30 protein-coding genes are annotated in these 18,112 nt (G+C 63.4%); all 30 read left to right on the top strand.

Going from position 1 to position 18,112, the window contains the following annotated elements; translation table 11 throughout:
* Positions 1-451: EF-Tu/IF-2/RF-3 family GTPase (locus FSZ13_RS18055; RefSeq protein ID WP_260844236.1), on the top strand; the 451-nt coding region annotated here is incomplete at its 5' end.
* Between the two features lie 332 nt (positions 452-783).
* On the top strand, positions 784-1,095 hold the full coding sequence (rpsJ, locus tag FSZ13_RS18050) for a 30S ribosomal protein S10 (RefSeq protein ID WP_010341589.1): 312 nt from the start codon (positions 784-786) through the stop codon (positions 1,093-1,095).
* Positions 1,096-1,106: 11 nt separating this feature from the next.
* The gene (gene rplC / locus FSZ13_RS18045; protein ID WP_102944250.1) at positions 1,107-1,757 is read left to right on the top strand and encodes a 50S ribosomal protein L3; all 651 of its coding nucleotides are present in this window, start codon (positions 1,107-1,109) and stop codon (positions 1,755-1,757) included.
* Positions 1,758-1,769: 12 nt separating this feature from the next.
* Positions 1,770-2,375, top strand: a complete 606-nt coding sequence (rplD, locus tag FSZ13_RS18040) for a 50S ribosomal protein L4 (protein ID WP_102944279.1) — start codon at positions 1,770-1,772, stop codon at positions 2,373-2,375.
* The gene (rplW, locus tag FSZ13_RS18035; protein WP_145481799.1) at positions 2,372-2,671 is read left to right on the top strand and encodes a 50S ribosomal protein L23; all 300 of its coding nucleotides are present in this window, start codon (positions 2,372-2,374) and stop codon (positions 2,669-2,671) included. Before rplD ends, rplW begins: the two co-directional genes overlap by 4 nt.
* 10 nt (positions 2,672-2,681) lie before the next feature.
* Positions 2,682-3,509 carry a 50S ribosomal protein L2 gene (rplB, locus tag FSZ13_RS18030; RefSeq protein ID WP_145481798.1) on the top strand — a complete coding sequence of 276 codons (828 nt, stop codon included), beginning with the start codon at positions 2,682-2,684 and terminating at the stop codon, positions 3,507-3,509.
* 6 nt (positions 3,510-3,515) lie between these two features.
* The gene (rpsS, locus tag FSZ13_RS18025) at positions 3,516-3,785 is read left to right on the top strand and encodes a 30S ribosomal protein S19 (RefSeq protein WP_017355409.1); all 270 of its coding nucleotides are present in this window, start codon (positions 3,516-3,518) and stop codon (positions 3,783-3,785) included.
* A gap of 12 nt (positions 3,786-3,797) precedes the next feature.
* Complete coding sequence (gene rplV / locus FSZ13_RS18020) at positions 3,798-4,133, top strand: 50S ribosomal protein L22 (protein ID WP_017355410.1); 336 nt, start codon at positions 3,798-3,800, stop codon at positions 4,131-4,133.
* Between the two features lie 17 nt (positions 4,134-4,150).
* Entirely contained in the window at positions 4,151-4,885 is a 735-nt protein-coding gene (gene rpsC / locus FSZ13_RS18015; RefSeq protein ID WP_068849461.1) for a 30S ribosomal protein S3, read from the top strand.
* Between the two features lie 5 nt (positions 4,886-4,890).
* Positions 4,891-5,304: a 50S ribosomal protein L16 gene (gene rplP, locus FSZ13_RS18010; protein ID WP_070209008.1), complete on the top strand. Its 414-nt coding sequence runs from the start codon at positions 4,891-4,893 to the stop codon at positions 5,302-5,304.
* Positions 5,304-5,489: a 50S ribosomal protein L29 gene (gene rpmC / locus FSZ13_RS18005; protein ID WP_145481797.1), complete on the top strand. Its 186-nt coding sequence runs from the start codon at positions 5,304-5,306 to the stop codon at positions 5,487-5,489. The genes rplP and rpmC overlap by 1 nt, the downstream gene beginning before the upstream one ends.
* Positions 5,490-5,500: 11 nt before the next feature.
* Positions 5,501-5,770 carry a 30S ribosomal protein S17 gene (gene rpsQ, locus FSZ13_RS18000; protein ID WP_145481796.1) on the top strand — a complete coding sequence of 90 codons (270 nt, stop codon included), beginning with the start codon at positions 5,501-5,503 and terminating at the stop codon, positions 5,768-5,770.
* A 13-nt stretch (positions 5,771-5,783) separates the two neighbouring features.
* Entirely contained in the window at positions 5,784-6,152 is a 369-nt protein-coding gene (rplN, locus tag FSZ13_RS17995) for a 50S ribosomal protein L14 (protein WP_010483978.1), read from the top strand.
* A 16-nt stretch (positions 6,153-6,168) separates the two neighbouring features.
* Positions 6,169-6,486 carry a 50S ribosomal protein L24 gene (gene rplX / locus FSZ13_RS17990; RefSeq protein ID WP_017355416.1) on the top strand — a complete coding sequence of 106 codons (318 nt, stop codon included), beginning with the start codon at positions 6,169-6,171 and terminating at the stop codon, positions 6,484-6,486.
* An 11-nt stretch (positions 6,487-6,497) separates the two neighbouring features.
* On the top strand, positions 6,498-7,040 hold the full coding sequence (gene rplE / locus FSZ13_RS17985) for a 50S ribosomal protein L5 (protein ID WP_145481795.1): 543 nt from the start codon (positions 6,498-6,500) through the stop codon (positions 7,038-7,040).
* Positions 7,041-7,058: 18 nt separating this feature from the next.
* A complete protein-coding gene (rpsN, locus tag FSZ13_RS17980; protein ID WP_068849472.1) occupies positions 7,059-7,364 on the top strand; it encodes a 30S ribosomal protein S14 in 306 nt (101 codons plus the stop codon).
* A gap of 266 nt (positions 7,365-7,630) precedes the next feature.
* Positions 7,631-8,029 carry a 30S ribosomal protein S8 gene (rpsH, locus tag FSZ13_RS17975; RefSeq protein WP_145481794.1) on the top strand — a complete coding sequence of 133 codons (399 nt, stop codon included), beginning with the start codon at positions 7,631-7,633 and terminating at the stop codon, positions 8,027-8,029.
* Between the two features lie 18 nt (positions 8,030-8,047).
* Positions 8,048-8,575 carry a 50S ribosomal protein L6 gene (gene rplF, locus FSZ13_RS17970; RefSeq protein WP_145481793.1) on the top strand — a complete coding sequence of 176 codons (528 nt, stop codon included), beginning with the start codon at positions 8,048-8,050 and terminating at the stop codon, positions 8,573-8,575.
* A gap of 56 nt (positions 8,576-8,631) precedes the next feature.
* Positions 8,632-8,985, top strand: coding sequence for a 50S ribosomal protein L18 (rplR, locus tag FSZ13_RS17965; RefSeq protein WP_019186158.1), 354 nt, complete (start codon positions 8,632-8,634; stop codon positions 8,983-8,985).
* 158 nt (positions 8,986-9,143) lie between these two features.
* Complete coding sequence (gene rpsE, locus FSZ13_RS17960; protein ID WP_145481792.1) at positions 9,144-9,686, top strand: 30S ribosomal protein S5; 543 nt, start codon at positions 9,144-9,146, stop codon at positions 9,684-9,686.
* Complete coding sequence (gene rpmD, locus FSZ13_RS17955) at positions 9,679-9,870, top strand: 50S ribosomal protein L30 (protein ID WP_145481791.1); 192 nt, start codon at positions 9,679-9,681, stop codon at positions 9,868-9,870. Before rpsE ends, rpmD begins: the two co-directional genes overlap by 8 nt.
* A gap of 4 nt (positions 9,871-9,874) precedes the next feature.
* The gene (rplO, locus tag FSZ13_RS17950) at positions 9,875-10,318 is read left to right on the top strand and encodes a 50S ribosomal protein L15 (protein WP_102944243.1); all 444 of its coding nucleotides are present in this window, start codon (positions 9,875-9,877) and stop codon (positions 10,316-10,318) included.
* 3 nt (positions 10,319-10,321) lie between these two features.
* Complete coding sequence (secY, locus tag FSZ13_RS17945; protein ID WP_145481790.1) at positions 10,322-11,677, top strand: preprotein translocase subunit SecY; 1,356 nt, start codon at positions 10,322-10,324, stop codon at positions 11,675-11,677.
* A gap of 363 nt (positions 11,678-12,040) precedes the next feature.
* Positions 12,041-12,397, top strand: a complete 357-nt coding sequence (gene rpsM, locus FSZ13_RS17940) for a 30S ribosomal protein S13 (protein ID WP_017355426.1) — start codon at positions 12,041-12,043, stop codon at positions 12,395-12,397.
* A gap of 12 nt (positions 12,398-12,409) precedes the next feature.
* Positions 12,410-12,799, top strand: a complete 390-nt coding sequence (gene rpsK, locus FSZ13_RS17935; protein ID WP_017355427.1) for a 30S ribosomal protein S11 — start codon at positions 12,410-12,412, stop codon at positions 12,797-12,799.
* Positions 12,800-12,813: 14 nt separating this feature from the next.
* On the top strand, positions 12,814-13,443 hold the full coding sequence (rpsD, locus tag FSZ13_RS17930; protein ID WP_145481789.1) for a 30S ribosomal protein S4: 630 nt from the start codon (positions 12,814-12,816) through the stop codon (positions 13,441-13,443).
* A 55-nt stretch (positions 13,444-13,498) separates the two neighbouring features.
* Complete coding sequence (locus FSZ13_RS17925) at positions 13,499-14,497, top strand: DNA-directed RNA polymerase subunit alpha (RefSeq protein ID WP_068849481.1); 999 nt, start codon at positions 13,499-13,501, stop codon at positions 14,495-14,497.
* A gap of 198 nt (positions 14,498-14,695) precedes the next feature.
* Positions 14,696-15,082, top strand: a complete 387-nt coding sequence (gene rplQ / locus FSZ13_RS17920) for a 50S ribosomal protein L17 (protein WP_068849483.1) — start codon at positions 14,696-14,698, stop codon at positions 15,080-15,082.
* A 985-nt stretch (positions 15,083-16,067) separates the two neighbouring features.
* Positions 16,068-16,580: a disulfide bond formation protein B gene (locus FSZ13_RS17915; protein ID WP_145481788.1), complete on the top strand. Its 513-nt coding sequence runs from the start codon at positions 16,068-16,070 to the stop codon at positions 16,578-16,580.
* Positions 16,581-16,610: 30 nt separating this feature from the next.
* Positions 16,611-17,984 (top strand): class II 3-deoxy-7-phosphoheptulonate synthase, encoded by a 1,374-nt coding sequence (locus FSZ13_RS17910; RefSeq protein ID WP_145481787.1) that lies wholly within the window; start codon positions 16,611-16,613, stop codon positions 17,982-17,984.
* The last annotated feature ends 128 nt before the right edge of the window (positions 17,985-18,112 follow it).

Here is an 18,112-nt window from a genome sequence, read left to right as displayed (position 1 = left end):
CGTCGGTATCCGTCCGGTCCAGAAGACCACCGTGACCGGCGTGGAAATGTTCCGCAAGCTGCTGGACCAGGGCCAGGCAGGCGACAACGCCGGTCTGCTGCTGCGCGGCACCAAGCGTGACGACGTCGAGCGTGGCCAGGTCCTGGCCAAGCCGGGTTCGATCAAGCCGCACACCACCTTCGAAGGCGAAGTGTACGTGCTGTCGAAGGACGAAGGCGGCCGCCACACCCCGTTCTTCAACGGCTACCGCCCGCAGTTCTACTTCCGCACCACCGACATCACCGGCAAGGCCAACCTGCCGGAAGGCGTGGAAATGGTGATGCCGGGTGACAACGTCAAGATGACCGTCGAGCTGATCAACCCGGTCGCCATGGACGAAGGCCTGCGCTTCGCGATCCGCGAAGGCGGTCGTACCGTCGGCGCCGGCGTGGTCTCCAAGATCGTCGCGTAATCTGCTAGAATCTGCGCCCCGATGTTGCCTGGGTAGGGCATCGGGGCGTATCAAAACGGGAAAAGAGGCGCAGGACGCACCTCGTGTTCCCCAGACCAGGAAGGGTCGCGCCATTCAGGCATGTCAACAGGACCCCTGTTGACCGCTGTGTTGCATGCGCGCTATACTTTTTGTCTGGGCAGATCGGGAGACCGGTCTGCCTCGATTTTTGAGGTCTACGGAAAGATCTTGTCGCCGCGCAGGAATGCGCGGCGTCCGCATTCAGGATATTCATGGGACAAGGCAACCCAGAGGCCTTGTCCGTCGCTCTTTTAACGAAGGAACCCACCGTCATGGCGGACCAAAAGATCCGGATTCGGTTGAAGGCGTTCGATCATCGTTTGATCGACCGTTCGGCCAGCGAGATCGTAGAAACGGCAAAGCGGACCGGCGCGCAAGTGCGTGGCCCGATCCCGCTGCCGACCAAGATCGAGCGTTACACCATTCTCGTTTCCCCGCACGTCGACAAGGACGCGCGTGACCAGTACGAGACCCGCACGCACAAGCGCGTGCTCGATATCGTCGACCCCAACGACAAGACCGTGGACGCGCTGATGAAGCTCGAACTGGCTGCCGGCGTCGACGTTCAGATCAAGCTGACCTGAGGACTACGACCATGACGAAGAAATATTCGTTGGGCTTCGTGGGCCGCAAGGCTGGCATGAGCCGCGTGTTCACCGAAGATGGCCGCGCCATCCCGGTGACCCTGATTGAGGCAACCCCGAACCGCATCGCGCAGATCAAGACCGTCGAAGCCGACGGCTACAGCGCCGTGCAGGTGACCGTCGGCGCGCGTCGCGCTGCCCTGGTCAACAAGCCGGAAGCCGGCCACTTCGCCAAGGCGAAGGTGGAAGCGGGTCGTGGCCTGTGGGAATTCCGCGTTGAAGACGCGCAGCTCGGCGATTTCGCCGTTGGCGGCGAAGTCAAGGCGGACATCTTCGAAGTTGGCCAGAAGGTCGACGTCCAGGGTGTCACCAAGGGTAAGGGCTTCCAGGGCACCATCAAGCGCTACAACTTCCGTATGGGCGATGCAACCCACGGTAACTCGCTGTCGCATCGCGCGCCGGGTTCGCTGGGCCAGCGCCAGACCCCGGGTCGCGTTTTCCCGGGCAAGAAGATGTCGGGCCACATGGGTGCCGTGCAGCAGAGCACGCAGAACCTGGAAGTTGTCAAGGTCGACGTCGAGCGCGGTCTGATCGCGATTCGTGGCGCCGTGCCTGGCGCTGCGGGTGGTGACGTGATCGTGCGTCCGGCTAGCAAGGCATAAGGAGAGATGACGATGGAACTCGTTATCACGGGTAGCAACAACAAGGTCTCGGTCTCCGATGCCGTGTTCGGTCGCGATTTCAGCGAAGATCTGGTCCACCAGGTCGTCGTCGCCTATCGCAACGCCGGTCGCGCCGGCACCAAGGCACAGAAGACTCGCTCTGAAGTGGCTGGTACCACCAAGAAGTCGAAGAAGCAGAAGGGCGGCGGTGCGCGTCATGGCGCGCTGACGGCTCCGATCTTCGTCGGCGGCGGTGTCACCTTCGCGGCCAAGCCGCGCAGCTTCGAGCAGAAGGTCAACCGCAAGCAGTACCGTGCCGCCATGTGCGCGATCCTGTCCGAGCTGAACCGCCAGGGCCGCCTGACCATCGTGGAGTCCTTCGACGTCGAAGCGACCAGCACGAAGGGTCTGATCGCCAAGCTGGCCGGCCTGGAAGTGGGCAAGCGCCCGCTGATCGTCACCGAGGAAGCCTCCGAGCACCTGTACCTGTCGGCGCGCAACGTTCCCTACGTGGAAGTGCGTGACGTGCAGGGCCTGGACCCGGTGTCGCTGGTCGGTGCCGACACGGTCGTCATCACCGCGGATGCGGTCAAGAAGGTCGAGGAGTGGCTGGCATGAACAGCAACGAAAAAGTCTTCAGCGTGCTGCGTGCCCCGCGAGTCTCCGAAAAGACCGCGCGCCTGCAGGAACATTCCAACCAGTATGTCTTCGAGATCTCGAACGAAGCCACCAAGGCCGATGTAAAGGCCGCGGTCGAGCAGCTGTTCGACGTCAAGGTCGAAGCGGTCAACGTGCTGAACGTGAAGGGCAAGAACAAGTCCTTCCGTAACCGCAACGGCCGCCGCGGCGATTGGCGCAAGGCATACGTGCGTCTCGCCGATGGCCAGTCCATCGATGTAACGGCCAAGGCCTGAGGTACATCCCATGCCATTGATGAAATTCAAGCCCACTTCCCCCGGCCGCCGTTCGGCCGTGCGCGTGGTTACGCCCGATCTGCACAAGGGCGCACCGCACGCAGCGTTGCTGGAGCCGAAGAGCAATTCCGGTGGTCGTAACCACCACGGTCGCATCACCACCCGTCACGTGGGCGGTGGTCACAAGCAGCATTACCGTCTGATCGACTTCAAGCGCAACAAGGAAGGCATTCCGGCGCGCGTGGAACGCATCGAATACGATCCGAACCGCACCGCCCATATCGCCCTGCTGTGCTACGTCGACGGCGAACGCCGCTACATCATCGCACCGAAGGGCCTGAAGGCCGGTGACCAGGTGATCGCGGGTTCGGATGCGCCGATCAAGGCCGGTAACACCCTGCCGCTGCGTAACATCCCGGTCGGTACCACTGTCCACGGCATCGAACTGAAGCCGGGCAAGGGTGCCCAGATCGCGCGTGCCGCCGGCGCTGCCGTGCAGCTCGTCGCTCGCGAAGGCCAGTTCGCCACCCTGCGCCTGCGCTCGGGTGAAATGCGCAAGGTCCCCGTCGAGTGCCGCGCCACCATCGGTGAAGTCGGTAACGACGAGCACAACCTGGAAAAGCTGGGCAAGGCTGGCGCCAAGCGCTGGCGCGGTGTCCGCCCGACCGTTCGTGGTGCTGCCATGAACCCGGTTGACCACCCGCACGGTGGTGGTGAGGCGAAGGCCGGCCAGGGTAACCCGCATCCGGTCACCCCGTGGGGTGTCCCGACCAAGGGCTACAAGACGCGCAAGAACAAGCGCACCCAGCAATTCATCGTCCGCGATCGTAGGGGCTAATCGACCATGGCACGTTCACTCAAGAAGGGCCCGTTCGTCGATCACCACCTCGTCAAGAAGGTGGAGGCCGCTGCGGGTAGCAAGAAGCCGATCAAGACCTGGTCGCGCCGTTCGATGATCCTGCCGGAAATGGTAGGCATCACCATCGCCGTTCATAACGGTAAGAACCACGTTCCGGTGCTCGTCAACGAGAACATGGTCGGCCACAAGCTCGGCGAATTTGCCATCACCCGGACCTTCAAGGGTCACGGTGGTGACAAGAAGTCGGGCAAGTAAGGAGAGATGACAATGGAAGCGAAAGCAATCCTGCGCTCCGCGCGCATCTCTGCGCAGAAAGCCCGCCTGGTCGCTGACCAGGTGCGCGGCCTGCCGGCCGAGCGTGCGGTCAACCTGCTGAAGTTCTCGGACAAGAAGGCTGCCCACCTGATCAAGAAGGTGGTGGAGTCGGCTATTGCCAATGCCGAGAACAACCAGGGCGCCGACGTCGACGAGCTGAAGGTTCAGACCATCATGGTTGATGAAGGTCCGACCCTGAAGCGTTTCATGGCGCGGGCGAAAGGCCGCGGCACCCGCATCCTCAAGCGCACCAGCCACATCACTGTGGTTGTGGGCGCCGGCAAGTAAGCGGAAAGGAAAACACCATGGGTCATAAAGTTCATCCGATTGGTATCCGCCTCGGCATTTCCAAGGACTGGAACTCCAAGTGGTACGCCAACAAGGCCGAGTTCGCTGGTTACCTGGCGGCCGACCTGAAGGTGCGGGACATGCTGCGCAAGAAGCTCGCGCAGGCCGGCATCAGCAAGATCCTCATCGAGCGTCCGGCCAAGACCGCCCGCGTGACGATCCACACCGCCCGTCCGGGCGTGGTGATCGGCAAGCGTGGCGAGGACATCGAGAAGCTGCGCAAGGAAGTGAGCGAAATGATGGGCGTCCCGGCGCACATCAACGTCACCGAAGTGCGCAAGCCCGAGCTGGACGCACAGCTGGTTGCCGAGTCGATCGCGCAGCAGCTGGAGCGTCGCATCATGTTCCGCCGCGCCATGAAGCGCTCGGTCGGCAACGCGATGCGCCTCGGTGCCCTGGGCATCAAGGTCAACGTCGGTGGCCGCTTGAACGGTGCTGAAATCGCCCGTTCGGAGTGGTACCGCGAAGGCCGCGTGCCGCTGCACACGCTGCGTGCCGACATCGACTATGGCTTCGCTGAAGCCAAGACGACCTACGGCATCATCGGCATCAAGGTCTGGATCTACAAGGGCGAGGTTTTCGATTTCTCCCAGGTTGGCCAGGAAAAGCAGGACGACACCCCGTCGCGCAACGATCGTAACGATCGCGGCGACCGCGGTGACCGTCAGCGCCCGGCCCGTGAAGCGAGGTAACGACAATGTTGCAACCCAAGCGAACCAAGTACCGCAAGGTACACAAGGGCCGTAACGATGGCCTGAGCTGGAGCGCCAACGCTGTCAGCTTCGGCGAATACGGCCTGAAGGCAACCGCCCACGGTCAGCTGACCGCGCGCCAGATCGAAGCGGCCCGCCGCTCGATCAGCCGCTACGTCAAGCGCGGTGGCAAGATGTGGATCCGAGTGTTCCCGGACAAGCCGATCACCAAGAAGCCCATCGAAGTCCGAATGGGTTCTGGTAAGGGCAACGTGGAATACTGGGTCGCCCAGATCCAGCCCGGCCGCATGATCTATGAAATTGAGGGTGTGGCAGAAGACGTGGCACGCGAGGCGTTCCGCCTGGCAGCAGCCAAGCTCTCCGTGACCACCACTTTCGTGACCCGGACGGTGATGTGATGGATATCAAACAACTTCGCGAAAAGTCGGCTGACGATCTGAAGTCCCACCTGACCGACCTGCGTAAGGAGCAGTTCTCGCTCCGTATGCAGCAGGTCACCGGGCAGCTGCCGAAGACTCACGAAACCCGCCGGGTCCGCCGCGAGATTGCTCGCGTCAAGACCCTGCTCGGCAGCAAAAAGTAAGGATGGCCGCGATGAGCGACAATACTGAAAACAAGGCGCTGCGCACGGTCGAAGGCCGTGTCGTCAGCAACAAGATGGACAAGACGGTCACCGTGCTGGTGGAACGCCTGGTCAAGCACAAGCTGTATGGCAAGTACTTGAAGCGTTCGACCAAGCTGCACGCTCACGATGCCGACAACACCTGCAACGAAGGTGATGTCGTGCGCGTGACCGAAATTGCTCCGATGTCCAAGACCAAGAACTGGCGCGTGGTGGAAGTCATCACGCGTGCGGCTCAATAAGGAGATCTGAATCATGATCCAGATGCAGAGCTACCTTGATGTCGCGGATAACTCCGGTGCCAAGCAGGTGATGTGCTTCAAGGTGCTGGGTGGTTCCAAGCGCCGTTACGCCGGCATCGGCGACATCATCAAGGTCACCGTGAAGGATGCAATTCCGCGCGGCAAGGTCAAGAAGGGTGAAGTGTATGACGCCGTCGTGGTGCGTACCCGCAAGGGTGTGCGTCGCGCCGATGGCTCGCTGATCCGTTTCGACGGCAACGCCGCGGTCCTGCTCAACAACAAGCAAGAGCCGATCGGCACCCGCATCTTCGGGCCGGTGACCCGTGAACTTCGTTCCGAGAAGTTCATGAAGATCGTCTCGCTCGCTCCCGAAGTGCTGTGAGCGACAGGAGATAATCATGGCTAACCGTATCAAGAAGGGCGACCAGGTCGTCGTCAACACCGGCAAGGACAAGGGCAAGCAGGGCGAAGTCGTCCGCGTCGACGGCGATCGTGTGATCGTCGCCAACGTGAACATCGTCAAGCGCCACACCAAGCCGAACCCGCAGGCAGGCGTTGCCGGCGGCGTGGTCGAGCGTGAAGCGTCGATCCATATCTCCAACGTGAATGTGCTCAACCCGGCTTCGGGCAAGGGCGAGCGCGTTGGCTTCAAGGTGCTGGAGGATGGACGCAAACTGCGTGTGTTCCGCTCCAGCGGTGAGGCGCTCGACGCCTGAGGAATGAGAAGATGACTTCCCGTCTGGAAAAGTTCTACCAGGAAGAAGTGGTGCCGGCGCTGATGAAGCAGTTCGGCTACACCAATCCGATGCAGGTCCCGAAGCTGGTCAAGGTCACCCTGAACATGGGTGTCGGCGAAGCGGCGACCAACAAGAAGATCCTGGAAAATGCCGTCGCCGACATGGCCAAGGTCTCCGGCCAGAAGCCGATCGTGACCAAGTCCCGTGTCTCGGTGGCTTCGTTCAAGATCCGCGATGGTTGGCCGATCGGCTGCAAGACCACGCTGCGTCGCGCCAAGATGTATGAGTTCCTGGACCGCCTGATCAACATCTCGCTGCCGCGCGTGCGCGACTTCCGTGGTGTCTCGGGTCGTTCCTTCGACGGTCGTGGCAACTTCAACATGGGTGTGAAGGAACAGATCATCTTCCCGGAAATCGACTTCGACGCCGTCGACGCGATCCGCGGCATGGATATCGCCATCACCACCACCGCCAAGACCGACGCGGAAGCGAAGGCGCTGCTCGCAGCGTTCAAGTTCCCGTTCCGTAACTGATACGTCGAGGATTCCGAAATGGCAAAGACCTCCATGGTCAACCGCGACCTGAAGCGTGCGAAGCTGGCCGTCAAGTACGCCGGCAAGCGTGAAGAGCTGAAGAAGATCATCTCCAGCACGACCGCTTCGTACGAAGAGAAGGAACAGGCCGTGATCAAGTTGCAGAAGCTGCCGCGCGATTCGTCGCCGAGCCGCCACCGCAACCGTTGCGAACTGTCGGGCCGTCCGCGTGGCGTGTACAGCAAGTTCGGCCTCGGCCGCAACAAGCTGCGCGAAGCCACCATGCGCGGCGACGTGCCGGGCCTGCGCAAGGCAAGCTGGTAAGGGAGTAATCCCTTCCACCTGGACCGCGCCTCACGGCGCGGGGCAGGGGATGGGCCGGCTGTTCAGGTTCATCCCGAAAAAGAGAGTCCGACGCAAGTCGGGCTCTTTTTGTCGTATACTCCCGGTCTTGCCTCGTCAGGGGCAGGGGGTGGGCTGGCCTCTGGTCGGCCGATTCACGTTACACAGGGTCCTGGCCCATCCAGGCATTCAAAAAAACAGCAAGATTTTCGCGAAAGCGGATATCGGTGCACTCAAAGGTATCGACTATGAGCATGACTGATCCCATCGCCGACCTGCTGGTACGCATCAAGAATGCGGCCGCGGTTGGCAAGCAGACGGTGAAGGCACCGTCCTCCAAGATCAAGGTTGCAATCGCAGAAGTGTTGAAGGCCGAGGGCTACATCACCGACCTGCGCGTGACCAAGACCGAGAACAACAAGGCCGAGCTTGAAATCGTCCTGAAGTACTTCGAGGGCAAGCCGGTCATCGAGACCCTGAAGCGCTTCTCGCGTTCGGGTCTGCGCCAGTACCGTGGCAAGTCCGAGCTGCCGAAGGTCCTCAACGGCCTGGGCATCGCAATCATTTCCACCTCCAAGGGCATCATGACTGATGCGCAGGCGCGCCAGTTGGGCGTCGGCGGCGAAGTCCTGTGCTTCGTGGCCTAAGGCGAGAAGGAGAAACCTATGTCCCGCGTAGCCAAGAAGCCGGTCAACCTGCCCAAGGGCGTTGAACTGAACATCCAGCCGGAATCCGTCAGCGTGAAGGGCCCGAAGGGCACCCTGTCGCTGCCGAAGGTCGCCGGTATCGAAATCTCCGTCGCCGACGGCGTTGCCACCCTGTCCGCCAGCAATGACGACCTGGTTGCCCTGACCGGCACCGTGCGCGCCATCCTGGCCAACATGGTCAAGGGCGTCACCGAAGGCTTCGAGCGCAAGCTCGAGCTGGTCGGCGTCGGTTACCGTGCCGCCATGCAGGGCAAGGACCTGAACCTGTCGCTCGGTTTCTCGCACCCGGTCCTGTACGTGGCGCCGGAAGGCATCACGCTGTCGACCCCGACCCAGACCGAAATCCTGGTCCAGGGCACCGACAAGCAGCTGGTCGGCGAAGTCGCCGCCAAGATCCGTGGTTACCGTCCGCCGGAGCCCTACAAGGGCAAGGGTGTGAAGTACGCCGGCGAAGTCATCATTCGTAAGGAAGCCAAGAAGGCCTAAGCGCGAGTCCCCTGATGGGGGAGTAGCCACGTCTTCAGCTTTCAAGGATAAATATCATGAACAAGAACATTGCTCGCCTGCGTCGCGCCAAGTCCACCCGCGCACACATCCGTGTCCTCGGCGTGCCGCGTCTGTCGGTGCTGCGCACCGGTCAGCACCTGTACGCCCAGGTCTTCACCGCCGACGGCTCCAAGGTGCTGGCAGCTGCCAACACCACCCAGGCCGACGTCAAGGAAGGCCTGAAGAACGGCAAGAACAGCGACGCCGCCGCCAAGGTCGGCAAGCTGGTTGCCGAGCGCGCCAAGGCTGCGGGCATCGAGAAGGTCGCGTTCGACCGCTCGGGCTACCGCTACCACGGCCGCATCAAGGCACTGGCCGATGCAGCCCGCGAAGGCGGCCTGCAGTTCTAAGGGATAAGGAAGCGGGGCTGGTCCCCGCTTCCGCCTGCCTGCCGGCACGGGTTGTGCCGGGCGACGTCCTTCTTCTGCAGGGGCGCTCGATCCACCGCTTCATTCCACAGCTATAAGCGGCCCCGAGCCGTACATACCCAATCAATCAAGGAATCAACATGGCAGAAGAACGTCATCAGCGGGGTCGCGATCGCGACCGTAACCGCGAAGAGAAAGTCGACGACGGCATGATCGAAAAGCTGGTCGCGGTCAACCGCGTCAGCAAGACCGTCAAGGGCGGCCGCCAGTTCACCTTCACCGCACTGACCGTGGTCGGTGACGGCGCAGGCAAGGTCGGTTTCGGTTATGGCAAGGCGCGCGAAGTGCCGGTCGCCATCCAGAAGTCGATGGAGCAGGCCCGCAAGAACCTGGCCGACGTCGATCTGAACAACGGCACCCTGTGGCACCCGGTGAAGTCCGGCCACGGCGCAGCCCGCGTGTTCATGATGCCGGCCTCGGAAGGTACCGGTGTGATCGCCGGTGGTGCCATGCGCGCCGTGCTGGAAGCGGTGGGCGTGAAGAACGTGCTGGCCAAGGCCGTCGGTTCGCGCAACCCGATCAACCTGGTTCGTGCCACCCTGAAGGGTCTGTCCGAAATGCAGTCGCCGGCCCGCATCGCGGCCAAGCGCGGCAAGAAGGTGGAGGATCTCAACCATGGCTAATGACACCGTCAAGACTGTCAAGGTCCGCCTGGTGCGTGGCCTGCGTGGCTCCCAGTCGCGTCACCGCCTGTCGGTGAAGGCGCTGGGCCTGAACAAGCTCAACGATGTGCGTGAACTGAAGGACAGCCCGCAGGTTCGCGGTCTGATCAACAAGGTCCACTACCTCGTCAAGGTTGAGGAATAATCCAATGACCATGCGTCTCAATGAACTGAGCCCGGCACCGGGCGCCCGCACCGAACGCACCCGCGTCGGCCGCGGTATCGGCTCTGGCCTGGGCAAGACTGCCGGCCGCGGCCACAAGGGCTCGTTCGCCCGTAAGGGTGGCGGCAAGATCAAGGCTGGCTTCGAAGGCGGCCAGACCCCGATGCAGCGCCGTCTGCCGAAGATCGGCTTCCGTTCCAAGATGGCCAAGGACACCGCGGAAGTGCTGTCCTACCAGCTGGATCGCCTGGAAGCCGGTGAGATCGATTTCGCCGCGCTGCGCGCTGCGAAGCTGGTCCCGAGCACGGCCAAGAAGGCCAAGATCGTCATGAAGGGCGGCCTGACCAAGGCCTTCACCCTGAAGGGCGTCGCAGCAACGGCCGGTGCCAAGGCCGCGATCGAAGCTGCCGGCGGCAGCGTACAGGAGTAAGACATGGCGCAAGCGGGCATTGGTAACCTGGGCGGCGGGCTCGGCAAGTTCACGGAACTTCGCCAGCGTCTGCTGTTCGTCGTCGGGGCGTTGATCGTCTACCGCATCGGCTGTTATGTGCCGGTGCCGGGCGTCAATCCCGATGCCATGCTTGCGCTGATGGAGGCGCAGGGCGGCGGTATCGTGGACATGTTCAACATGTTCTCGGGCGGCGCCCTGCACCGCTTCAGCATTTTCGCGCTGAACGTGATGCCGTACATCTCGGCGTCCATCGTGATGCAGCTGGCCGTCCACATCTTCCCCGCGCTCAAGGCGATGCAGAAGGAAGGTGAGTCCGGTCGCCGCAAGATCACCCAATATTCCCGCATCGGCGCCGTGTTGCTGGCGGTGGTGCAGGGCGGCAGCATTGCGCTGGCGCTGCAGAACCAGCTGTCCCCGACCGGTGCGCCGGTCGTCTACGCCCCGGGCATGGGCTTCGTGCTCACCGCGGTGGTCGCGTTGACCGCCGGTACCATCTTCCTGATGTGGGTTGGCGAGCAGGTCACCGAGCGTGGCATCGGCAACGGTGTGTCGCTGATCATCTTCGCCGGCATCGTCGCCGGCCTGCCGGGCGCGGTCATCCACACCTTCGATGCGTTCCGCGAAGGCAACCTGCAGTTCATCCAGCTGCTGCTGATCGCGCTGGTGGTGCTGGCCTTCACCTTCTTCGTGGTGTTCGTCGAACGCGGCCAGCGCCGCATCACGGTGAACTACGCACGTCGCCAGGGCGGCCGCAACGCGTACATGAACCAGACCTCGTTCCTGCCGCTGAAGCTGAACATGGCGGGTGTGATCCCGGCCATCTTCGCCTCCAGCATCCTGGCGTTCCCGACCACCCTGGCCATGTGGTCCGGCCAGGCCAGCTCGGCTACCTGGCTGCAGAAGGTCGCCAACGCCCTGGGTCCGGGCGAGCCGCTGCACATGATCGTGTTCGCGGCGCTGATCACCGGTTTCGCGTTCTTCTATACCGCGCTGGTGTTCAACTCGCAGGAAACCGCCGACAACCTGAAGAAGTCGGGCGCGCTGATCCCGGGCATCCGTCCGGGCAAGGCCACCGCTGATTACATCGACGGCGTGCTGACCCGCCTGACCGCGGCCGGCTCGGCCTACCTGGTGATCGTCTGCCTGCTGCCGGAAATCATGCGCACGCAGCTGAATGCCTCGTTCTACTTCGGCGGCACCTCGCTGCTGATCGTGGTGGTGGTGGTGATGGACTTCATTGCGCAGATCCAGGCGCACCTGATGTCGCACCAGTACGAGAGCCTTCTGAAGAAGGCCAACCTGAAGGGCGGCAACCGCGGCGGTTTTGCCCGCGGCTGATTGGCCTGTTATACTTTCGTCTTCCTGACGTGATGGTCCTCCGCTTCGCGGACCTGGCCACACAAACGAAGGGCGGCCCCTGCAGCGGTTCCGGGTGGGGGTGAGATCGGGTGGTTCCGCGCTGGAGTAGCGCGGGCGACACCGGGGAAAGGCTCGCAAGGGCCTTTTCACCGCGGTCAACCTGGTCCGGCGCCGGAGCCTGGGCACACTCCCTGGGCCGGGTCCATGAAACCTTTCAGGTTTCACGGGCTTCCATGTAAACCGGAACCTTGTTAGTATCGCTAGTTCACTTTTGGATACATCCTGCCGGATCGGCGCCCCCCGGGTGCGCTGTCGGCCATCACTCAGCTGGAGAACCGCGTCATGGCGCGTATTGCAGGCGTCAACCTGCCAGCCCAGAAGCACGTCTGGGTCGGGTTGCAAAGCATTTACGGCATCGGCCGTACCCGTTCGAAGAAGGTCTGCGACGCTGCAGGCGTGACCTCGACCACCAAGATCCGCGATCTGTCGGAGCCGGAAATCGAGCGTCTGCGCTCGGAAGTGGCCAAGTACATCGTGGAAGGCGATCTGCGCCGTGAAATCGGTATCGCGATCAAGCGCCTGATGGACCTGGGCTGCTACCGCGGTCTGCGTCACCGTCGCGGCCTGCCGCTGCGTGGTCAGCGCACCCGTACCAACGCCCGCACCCGCAAGGGCCCGCGCAAGGCGATCAGGAAGTAAGGGACCTAAGAAATGGCTAAGCCCGTCGCTAAGACCAAGAAGAAGATCAAGCGCGTCGTCACTGACGGCGTTGCCCACGTCCACGCTTCTTTCAACAACACCATCGTGACCATCACCGACCGCCAGGGCAACGCTCTGTCGTGGGCGACGTCCGGTGGCGCTGGCTTCCGCGGTTCGCGTAAGTCCACCCCGTTCGCTGCCCAGGTGGCTGCCGAGAAGGCCGGCCGCGCCGCGCTCGACTACGGCGTCAAGTCCCTGGAAGTCCGCATCAAGGGCCCGGGTCCGGGTCGTGAGTCGGCCGTGCGCTCGCTGAACAACGTGGGCTACAAGATCACCAACATCATCGACGTGACGCCTATCCCGCACAACGGGTGCCGTCCGCCGAAGAAGCGTCGCGTCTAAAGGAGCGATAAGAAATGGCTCGTTATATCGGTCCTACCTGTAAGCTCGCCCGCCGCGAAGGCGCCGACCTTTTCCTCAAGAGCCCGGCCCGTGCGCTGGACTCCAAGTGCAAGCTGGAGCAGAAGCCCGGCCAGCACGGCGCGACCGCCCGCAAGGGCAAGCTGTCCGACTACGCCACCCAGCTGCGTGAAAAGCAGAAGGTCAAGCGTATCTACGGTCTGCTGGAGCGTCAGTTCCGCAACTACTACAAGAAGGCCTCGACCAAGAAGGGCAACACCGGCGAGAACCTCCTGCAGCTGCTGGAAACCCGCCTGGACAACGTTGTCTACCGCATGGGCTTCGCTGTGACCCGTCCGGCTGCCCGTCAGCTGGTCTCGCACCGCGGTGTCACGGTCAACGGCAAGTCGGTCAACCTGGCTTCGTACCAGGTCAAGGCTGGCGATGCTGTTGCCCTGTCCGAGAAGGCTGCCAAGCAGCTTCGCGTGCAGGAAGCGCTGACCGTGTCCAGCACGCATGACCTGCGCCCGTCGTGGATCGAAGTGGATGCGGGCAAGTTCGCCGGCATCTTCAAGGCCGTGCCGGATCGTTCGGACCTGCCTGCGGATATCAACGAAGCGCTGATCGTCGAGTTGTATTCGAAGTAATTCACATTGGAGAGCCCCCGGCGACGGCCGGGGGTTCACTAGGAGAACCCGCAACATGACGGTTACCGCCAACCAGGTTCTGCGTCCTCGTGGTCCGCAGATCGAACGCCTTACCGACACCCGCGCCAAGGTCGTTATCGAACCCTTGGAGCGTGGTTACGGGCATACGCTGGGCAATGCCCTGCGTCGCGTGCTGCTGTCGTCCATCCCGGGCTTCGCCATCACGGAAGTCGAGATCGACGGCGTTCTGCACGAGTACACCACCCTTGAAGGTCTGCAGGAGGACGTGCTTGAAGTCCTGCTCAACCTGAAGGACGTGGCGATCCGTATGCACACCGGTGACAGCGCGACGCTGTCGCTGTCCAAGCAGGGTCCGGGTGTCGTGACCGCTGCCGATATCAAGGTCGACCACAACGTCGAGATCCTCAACACGGATCATGTCATCTGCCACCTGACCAAGGACACGGCAGTCAACATGCGCCTGAAGATCGAGCGTGGTTTCGGCTACCAGCCGGCCGCCGCGCGTCGTCGTCCGGATGAAGAAACCCGTGCCATCGGTCGTCTGGTCCTGGACGCTTCGTTCTCGCCGGTCCGTCGCGTCGCCTATTCGGTGGAAGCGGCCCGCGTCGAACAGCGTACCGATCTGGACAAGCTGGTGCTGGACATCGAAACCAACGGCACGATCGATGCCGAGGAAGCCGTGCGCACCGCCGCCGACATCCTCAGCGATCAGCTGTCGGTCTTCGGTGACTTCACCCACCGCGACCGCGGTGCGGCCAAGCCGGCCAACAACGGCGTGGATCCGGTGCTGCTGCGCCCGATCGACGACCTGGAACTGACCGTGCGTTCGGCCAACTGCCTGAAGGCCGAGAGCATCTACTACATCGGCGATCTGATCCAGAAGACCGAAGTGGAACTGCTCAAGACCCCGAACCTCGGCAAGAAGTCGCTGACCGAGATCAAGGAAGTCCTCGCCCAGCGCGGTCTTTCGCTCGGCATGAAGCTGGAGAACTGGCCGCCGGCCGGTGTCGCCCAGCACGGCATGCTCGGCTGATCCAGCGAAGCAGACGTTTCACCCCGCACCTTCGGGTGCGGGGGCTTTACCCGCAGCACCTCGCACCGACAGGCACCAGCCTGCGGTGACGGTCGGCCAGGAGGGCCGGCACCGGACCATCCGCAGTCCAAGCAGCAACGCCGGGAAGGCGACAGCGAAACCCAACCGATCCAACATTATTTTTGAAGGAATAGTCCCATGCGTCACATGAAGTCCGGCCGCAAGTTCAGCCGCACCAGCGCCCACCGCGAAGCAATGTTCAAGAACATGGCCGCGTCGCTGTTCAAGCACGAGCTGATCAAGACCACCCTGCCGAAGGCCAAGGAACTGCGCCGCGTCGCCGAGCCGCTGATCACCCTGGCCAAGGTCGACTCCGTCGCCAACCGTCGTCTGGCCTTCGCCCGCCTGCGCGACAACGAAGCCGTCGGCAACCTGTTCACCACCCTGGGCCCGCGTTACGCGAACCGTCCGGGCGGCTACCTGCGCCTGCTGAAGTGCGGTTTCCGCGCCGGCGACAACGCGCCGATGGCCTACGTCGAACTGGTCGACCGTCCGGCCGCCGTGGCTGAAGCCGTCGAAGAATAATCGACGCGCTGCACCCCAAGTTTTGCTGAAGAACCCGGCCCTGCGCCGGGTTTTTCTTTTGTGGCAAACGGCGGGACTAGCAGGCCTGCGTAGAGCCGGGCTCTGCCCGGCTGCTCTGGCTTTCAGGCGAACAGCCGCGCGGCGACGACTCCCTGGCCCGGCCCCGGCCGGTGCGGGTTTGCGGGGTCGCCGCAAGTACGTCCATGTAGGCTAAGCAGCGCCATCCATGGCGCTGATTCCCCCGCAAACCCGCCCCGGCCGGGACCCTCAAGCTGGTCGGTGCGCATAGGGCCTCATGGCCGGGCAGGGGAGGCCGCAATCTGGCGGAGGCTCGGGCTGCGCCCGCCTTCGTCTTCGGCAGGCAGCCGGGCAGAGCCCGGCGCTACTTGGTGGGGTTTTCTGGGATTCGCGGATTTGCGTTCTCGCGTTCTCGCGATGCCCGGCGCCGGTTCCCGGTTGTCAGGTCCCTTCGCAGTCCCAGTCAGCGTCGTTCCCCGAATCGAAGTCGCAAGTCCAGTCACAGTCCCGGTACCGATCCCGGTGTTGGTCTTGGTCCCGGTTGCCGCTTCGCCGCCGGCTGTTCGTCATCGAAGCAGGGCCGGGCGTGCCCGGCATCCATCAGGCCGCGACCTCCCACGCCCGGTCGATGGGCCCTGTGCATACCGACGCTACTTCGGGGCCGTGGCGGGGGCGGGTTTGCGGGGGAATCGGCGCCATGGATGGCGCTGCTTAGCCTACAAGGACGTACTTGCGGCGACCCCGCAAACCCGCACCCGGCACGGCCGGGCAGTGGACGCTTCGGCTGCGCGGCTGTTCGCCCAAAACCAACAGCAGCCGGGCGGAGCCCGGCGATACGACCGGTAGTTCACCCCGGTGTTTGAAACAGACCGTATGGCCCACCGGGCCGATATACGGCCACCCGCCGCAGCATGAACCGCGCGGCACCCTGTTAATCTTGCTTCCTGGACTTTCACGAGTGTTGGCAATGAATCCATTGCGCTGGAATTACCGCGCCCAGTTCCTGCTGGGGTTCCTGGTCTGTGCCGCACTGCTTGGCTATGCCATCTGGCTGCAGCTGAAGATGGGGCTGGAACCGTGCCCGTTGTGCATCTTCCAGCGCATCGCCTTCGCCGCGCTGGGCCTGCTGTTCCTGATCGGCGCCCTGCATGGGCCGCGCGACCGGCCTGGGCGCATCACCTATGGCGTGCTGGCCTTCATTGCCGCCGCCGTGGGCATCGGCATCGCCGGGCGCCATGTGTACGTGCAGATGCTGCCGCAGGACATGGGCTCCAGCTGCGGCCCGCCGCTGTCGTTCCTGAGTGAGACCATGGGGCCGTTCGAAGTGTTCCGCACCGTGCTTACCGGTACCGGCAACTGCGGCAACATCGACTGGACCTTCCTCGGCCTGACCATGCCGATGTGGAGCCTGGTGTGGTTCTCGCTGCTGGGCCTGTGGGCGCTGGTGGTCTCGTTCCGCCGTCCTGCCCGTCGCCACTGATTCCTTTCCGTTGTTCTCCTGGATATTCCGATGACTGCCTCCGACCGCGCCACCCCCAACGCTTCCGTGCCGACCGACTGGTCGCCCGAGAGCTGGCGCGGCCGGCCCGCGCTGCAGATGCCCACTTACCCGGATCCGGTCGCGCTCGATGCCTCATTGCATGAGCTCAAGCGCCTGCCGCCGCTGGTGACGTCCTGGGAGATCCTCTCGCTCAAGCAGCAGCTCGCCGACGCCCAGGAGGGCAAGCGCTTCCTGCTGCAGGGCGGCGACTGCGCCGAAAACTTCAGCGACTGCGAATCGACCACCATCTCCAACCGGCTCAAAGTCCTGCTGCAGATGAGCCTGGTCCTTGTGCATGGCATGCGCAAACCGGTCATCCGCGTCGGCCGCTTCGCTGGCCAGTATGCCAAGCCGCGCTCGGCCGACACCGAGACCCGCGATGGCGTGACCCTGCCCAGTTACCGGGGCGACGTGATCAACGCCCCCGAGTTCACCGAAGCCGCGCGCCTGCCCGACCCGCGGCGCATGCTGCAGGCCCACGCGCACTCGGCCATGACCATGAACTTCGTGCGCGCCCTGATCGATGGCGGGTTCGCCGACCTGCACCACCCCGAGTACTGGAACCTGGAGTGGGTGCGGCATTCGCCGCTGGCCACCGATTACCAGAAGATGGTCTCGTCCATCGGCGATGCCGTGCGCTTCATGGAAACCCTGTCCGGCGCCCAGGTCTACAACCTCAACCGGATCGATTTCTACACCTCGCACGAAGCCCTGCTGCTGCCGTACGAGCAGGCGCTGACCCGCCAGGTCCCGCGCCAGCATGGCTGGTTGAACCTGAGCACGCACTACCCGTGGATCGGCATGCGTACCGCCGCGCTCGATGGCGCCCACGTTGAATACCTGCGTGGCGTGCGCAATCCCATCGCCATCAAGGTCGGTCCATCCGTGCAGCCCGACCAGCTGCTGCGCCTGATCGACGTGCTCAATCCCGATGACGAGCCCGGCCGCCTAAGCTTCATCCACCGCATGGGCGCCGCCCAGATCGCCGAGAAACTGCCGCCGCTGCTTGACGCGGTAAAGCGCGACGGGCGGCGCGTGCTGTGGGTCTGCGACGCCATGCACGGCAATACCGAAAGCACCAGCAACGGCTTCAAGACCCGCCGCTTCGACAACGTGCGCAGCGAAGTGGAAATGTCCTTCGACCTGCACGCCGCCGCAGGCACGCGTCTCGGTGGCGTGCACCTGGAGCTGACCGGCGAGGATGTCACCGAGTGCACCGGTGGCGCACGCGAGTTGACCGAGCGCGACCTGGAGCGCGCCTACCGTTCCTCGGTCGATCCGCGCCTGAACTACGACCAGTCGCTTGAGATCGCCATGGCCATCGTGCGCAAGCAGGGCGGCTGACCGGGTAAGGTCTTCGTGCCGTAGCGACACGCCATGCGTGTCCCCGCGGTGCCAGAACGAAGCGTAGAGCCACGCCCTGCGTTGCTGCTCTCCGTTCCGGCGCCGCGCAGCCACGCAGGGCTTGGCTC

It is taken from the genome of Stenotrophomonas rhizophila, assembly GCF_007667275.1.
In the GTDB taxonomy this organism is placed as follows: Bacteria; Pseudomonadota; Gammaproteobacteria; order Xanthomonadales; family Xanthomonadaceae; genus Stenotrophomonas; species Stenotrophomonas maltophilia_AE.
Note: the sequence above shows the minus strand (reverse complement) of the source record. Positions and strands in the feature narration are given on the sequence as shown.

Coding starts and splice junctions, on each gene's coding strand:
- rplD (WP_102944279.1), top strand. CDS start 1,770: ATGGAACTCGTTATCACGGGTAGCAACAACAAGGTCTCGGTCTCCGAT.
- rplQ (WP_068849483.1), top strand. CDS start 14,696: ATGCGTCACATGAAGTCCGGCCGCAAGTTCAGCCGCACCAGCGCCCAC.
- rplC (WP_102944250.1), top strand. CDS start 1,107: ATGACGAAGAAATATTCGTTGGGCTTCGTGGGCCGCAAGGCTGGCATG.
- rpsS (WP_017355409.1), top strand. CDS start 3,516: ATGGCACGTTCACTCAAGAAGGGCCCGTTCGTCGATCACCACCTCGTC.
- secY (WP_145481790.1), top strand. CDS start 10,322: ATGGCGCAAGCGGGCATTGGTAACCTGGGCGGCGGGCTCGGCAAGTTC.
- rplX (WP_017355416.1), top strand. CDS start 6,169: ATGGCTAACCGTATCAAGAAGGGCGACCAGGTCGTCGTCAACACCGGC.
- rpsH (WP_145481794.1), top strand. CDS start 7,631: ATGAGCATGACTGATCCCATCGCCGACCTGCTGGTACGCATCAAGAAT.
- rplR (WP_019186158.1), top strand. CDS start 8,632: ATGAACAAGAACATTGCTCGCCTGCGTCGCGCCAAGTCCACCCGCGCA.
- rpsD (WP_145481789.1), top strand. CDS start 12,814: ATGGCTCGTTATATCGGTCCTACCTGTAAGCTCGCCCGCCGCGAAGGC.
- rpsJ (WP_010341589.1), top strand. CDS start 784: ATGGCGGACCAAAAGATCCGGATTCGGTTGAAGGCGTTCGATCATCGT.
- rpsN (WP_068849472.1), top strand. CDS start 7,059: ATGGCAAAGACCTCCATGGTCAACCGCGACCTGAAGCGTGCGAAGCTG.
- rpsC (WP_068849461.1), top strand. CDS start 4,151: ATGGGTCATAAAGTTCATCCGATTGGTATCCGCCTCGGCATTTCCAAG.
- rplF (WP_145481793.1), top strand. CDS start 8,048: ATGTCCCGCGTAGCCAAGAAGCCGGTCAACCTGCCCAAGGGCGTTGAA.
- FSZ13_RS17925 (WP_068849481.1), top strand. CDS start 13,499: ATGACGGTTACCGCCAACCAGGTTCTGCGTCCTCGTGGTCCGCAGATC.
- rplE (WP_145481795.1), top strand. CDS start 6,498: ATGACTTCCCGTCTGGAAAAGTTCTACCAGGAAGAAGTGGTGCCGGCG.
- rpsK (WP_017355427.1), top strand. CDS start 12,410: ATGGCTAAGCCCGTCGCTAAGACCAAGAAGAAGATCAAGCGCGTCGTC.
- rplB (WP_145481798.1), top strand. CDS start 2,682: ATGCCATTGATGAAATTCAAGCCCACTTCCCCCGGCCGCCGTTCGGCC.
- rplV (WP_017355410.1), top strand. CDS start 3,798: ATGGAAGCGAAAGCAATCCTGCGCTCCGCGCGCATCTCTGCGCAGAAA.
- rpsE (WP_145481792.1), top strand. CDS start 9,144: ATGGCAGAAGAACGTCATCAGCGGGGTCGCGATCGCGACCGTAACCGC.
- rpsQ (WP_145481796.1), top strand. CDS start 5,501: ATGAGCGACAATACTGAAAACAAGGCGCTGCGCACGGTCGAAGGCCGT.
- FSZ13_RS17910 (WP_145481787.1), top strand. CDS start 16,611: ATGACTGCCTCCGACCGCGCCACCCCCAACGCTTCCGTGCCGACCGAC.
- rpmC (WP_145481797.1), top strand. CDS start 5,304: ATGGATATCAAACAACTTCGCGAAAAGTCGGCTGACGATCTGAAGTCC.
- rplO (WP_102944243.1), top strand. CDS start 9,875: ATGACCATGCGTCTCAATGAACTGAGCCCGGCACCGGGCGCCCGCACC.
- rplW (WP_145481799.1), top strand. CDS start 2,372: ATGAACAGCAACGAAAAAGTCTTCAGCGTGCTGCGTGCCCCGCGAGTC.
- rplP (WP_070209008.1), top strand. CDS start 4,891: ATGTTGCAACCCAAGCGAACCAAGTACCGCAAGGTACACAAGGGCCGT.
- rpsM (WP_017355426.1), top strand. CDS start 12,041: ATGGCGCGTATTGCAGGCGTCAACCTGCCAGCCCAGAAGCACGTCTGG.
- rpmD (WP_145481791.1), top strand. CDS start 9,679: ATGGCTAATGACACCGTCAAGACTGTCAAGGTCCGCCTGGTGCGTGGC.
- FSZ13_RS17915 (WP_145481788.1), top strand. CDS start 16,068: ATGAATCCATTGCGCTGGAATTACCGCGCCCAGTTCCTGCTGGGGTTC.
- rplN (WP_010483978.1), top strand. CDS start 5,784: ATGATCCAGATGCAGAGCTACCTTGATGTCGCGGATAACTCCGGTGCC.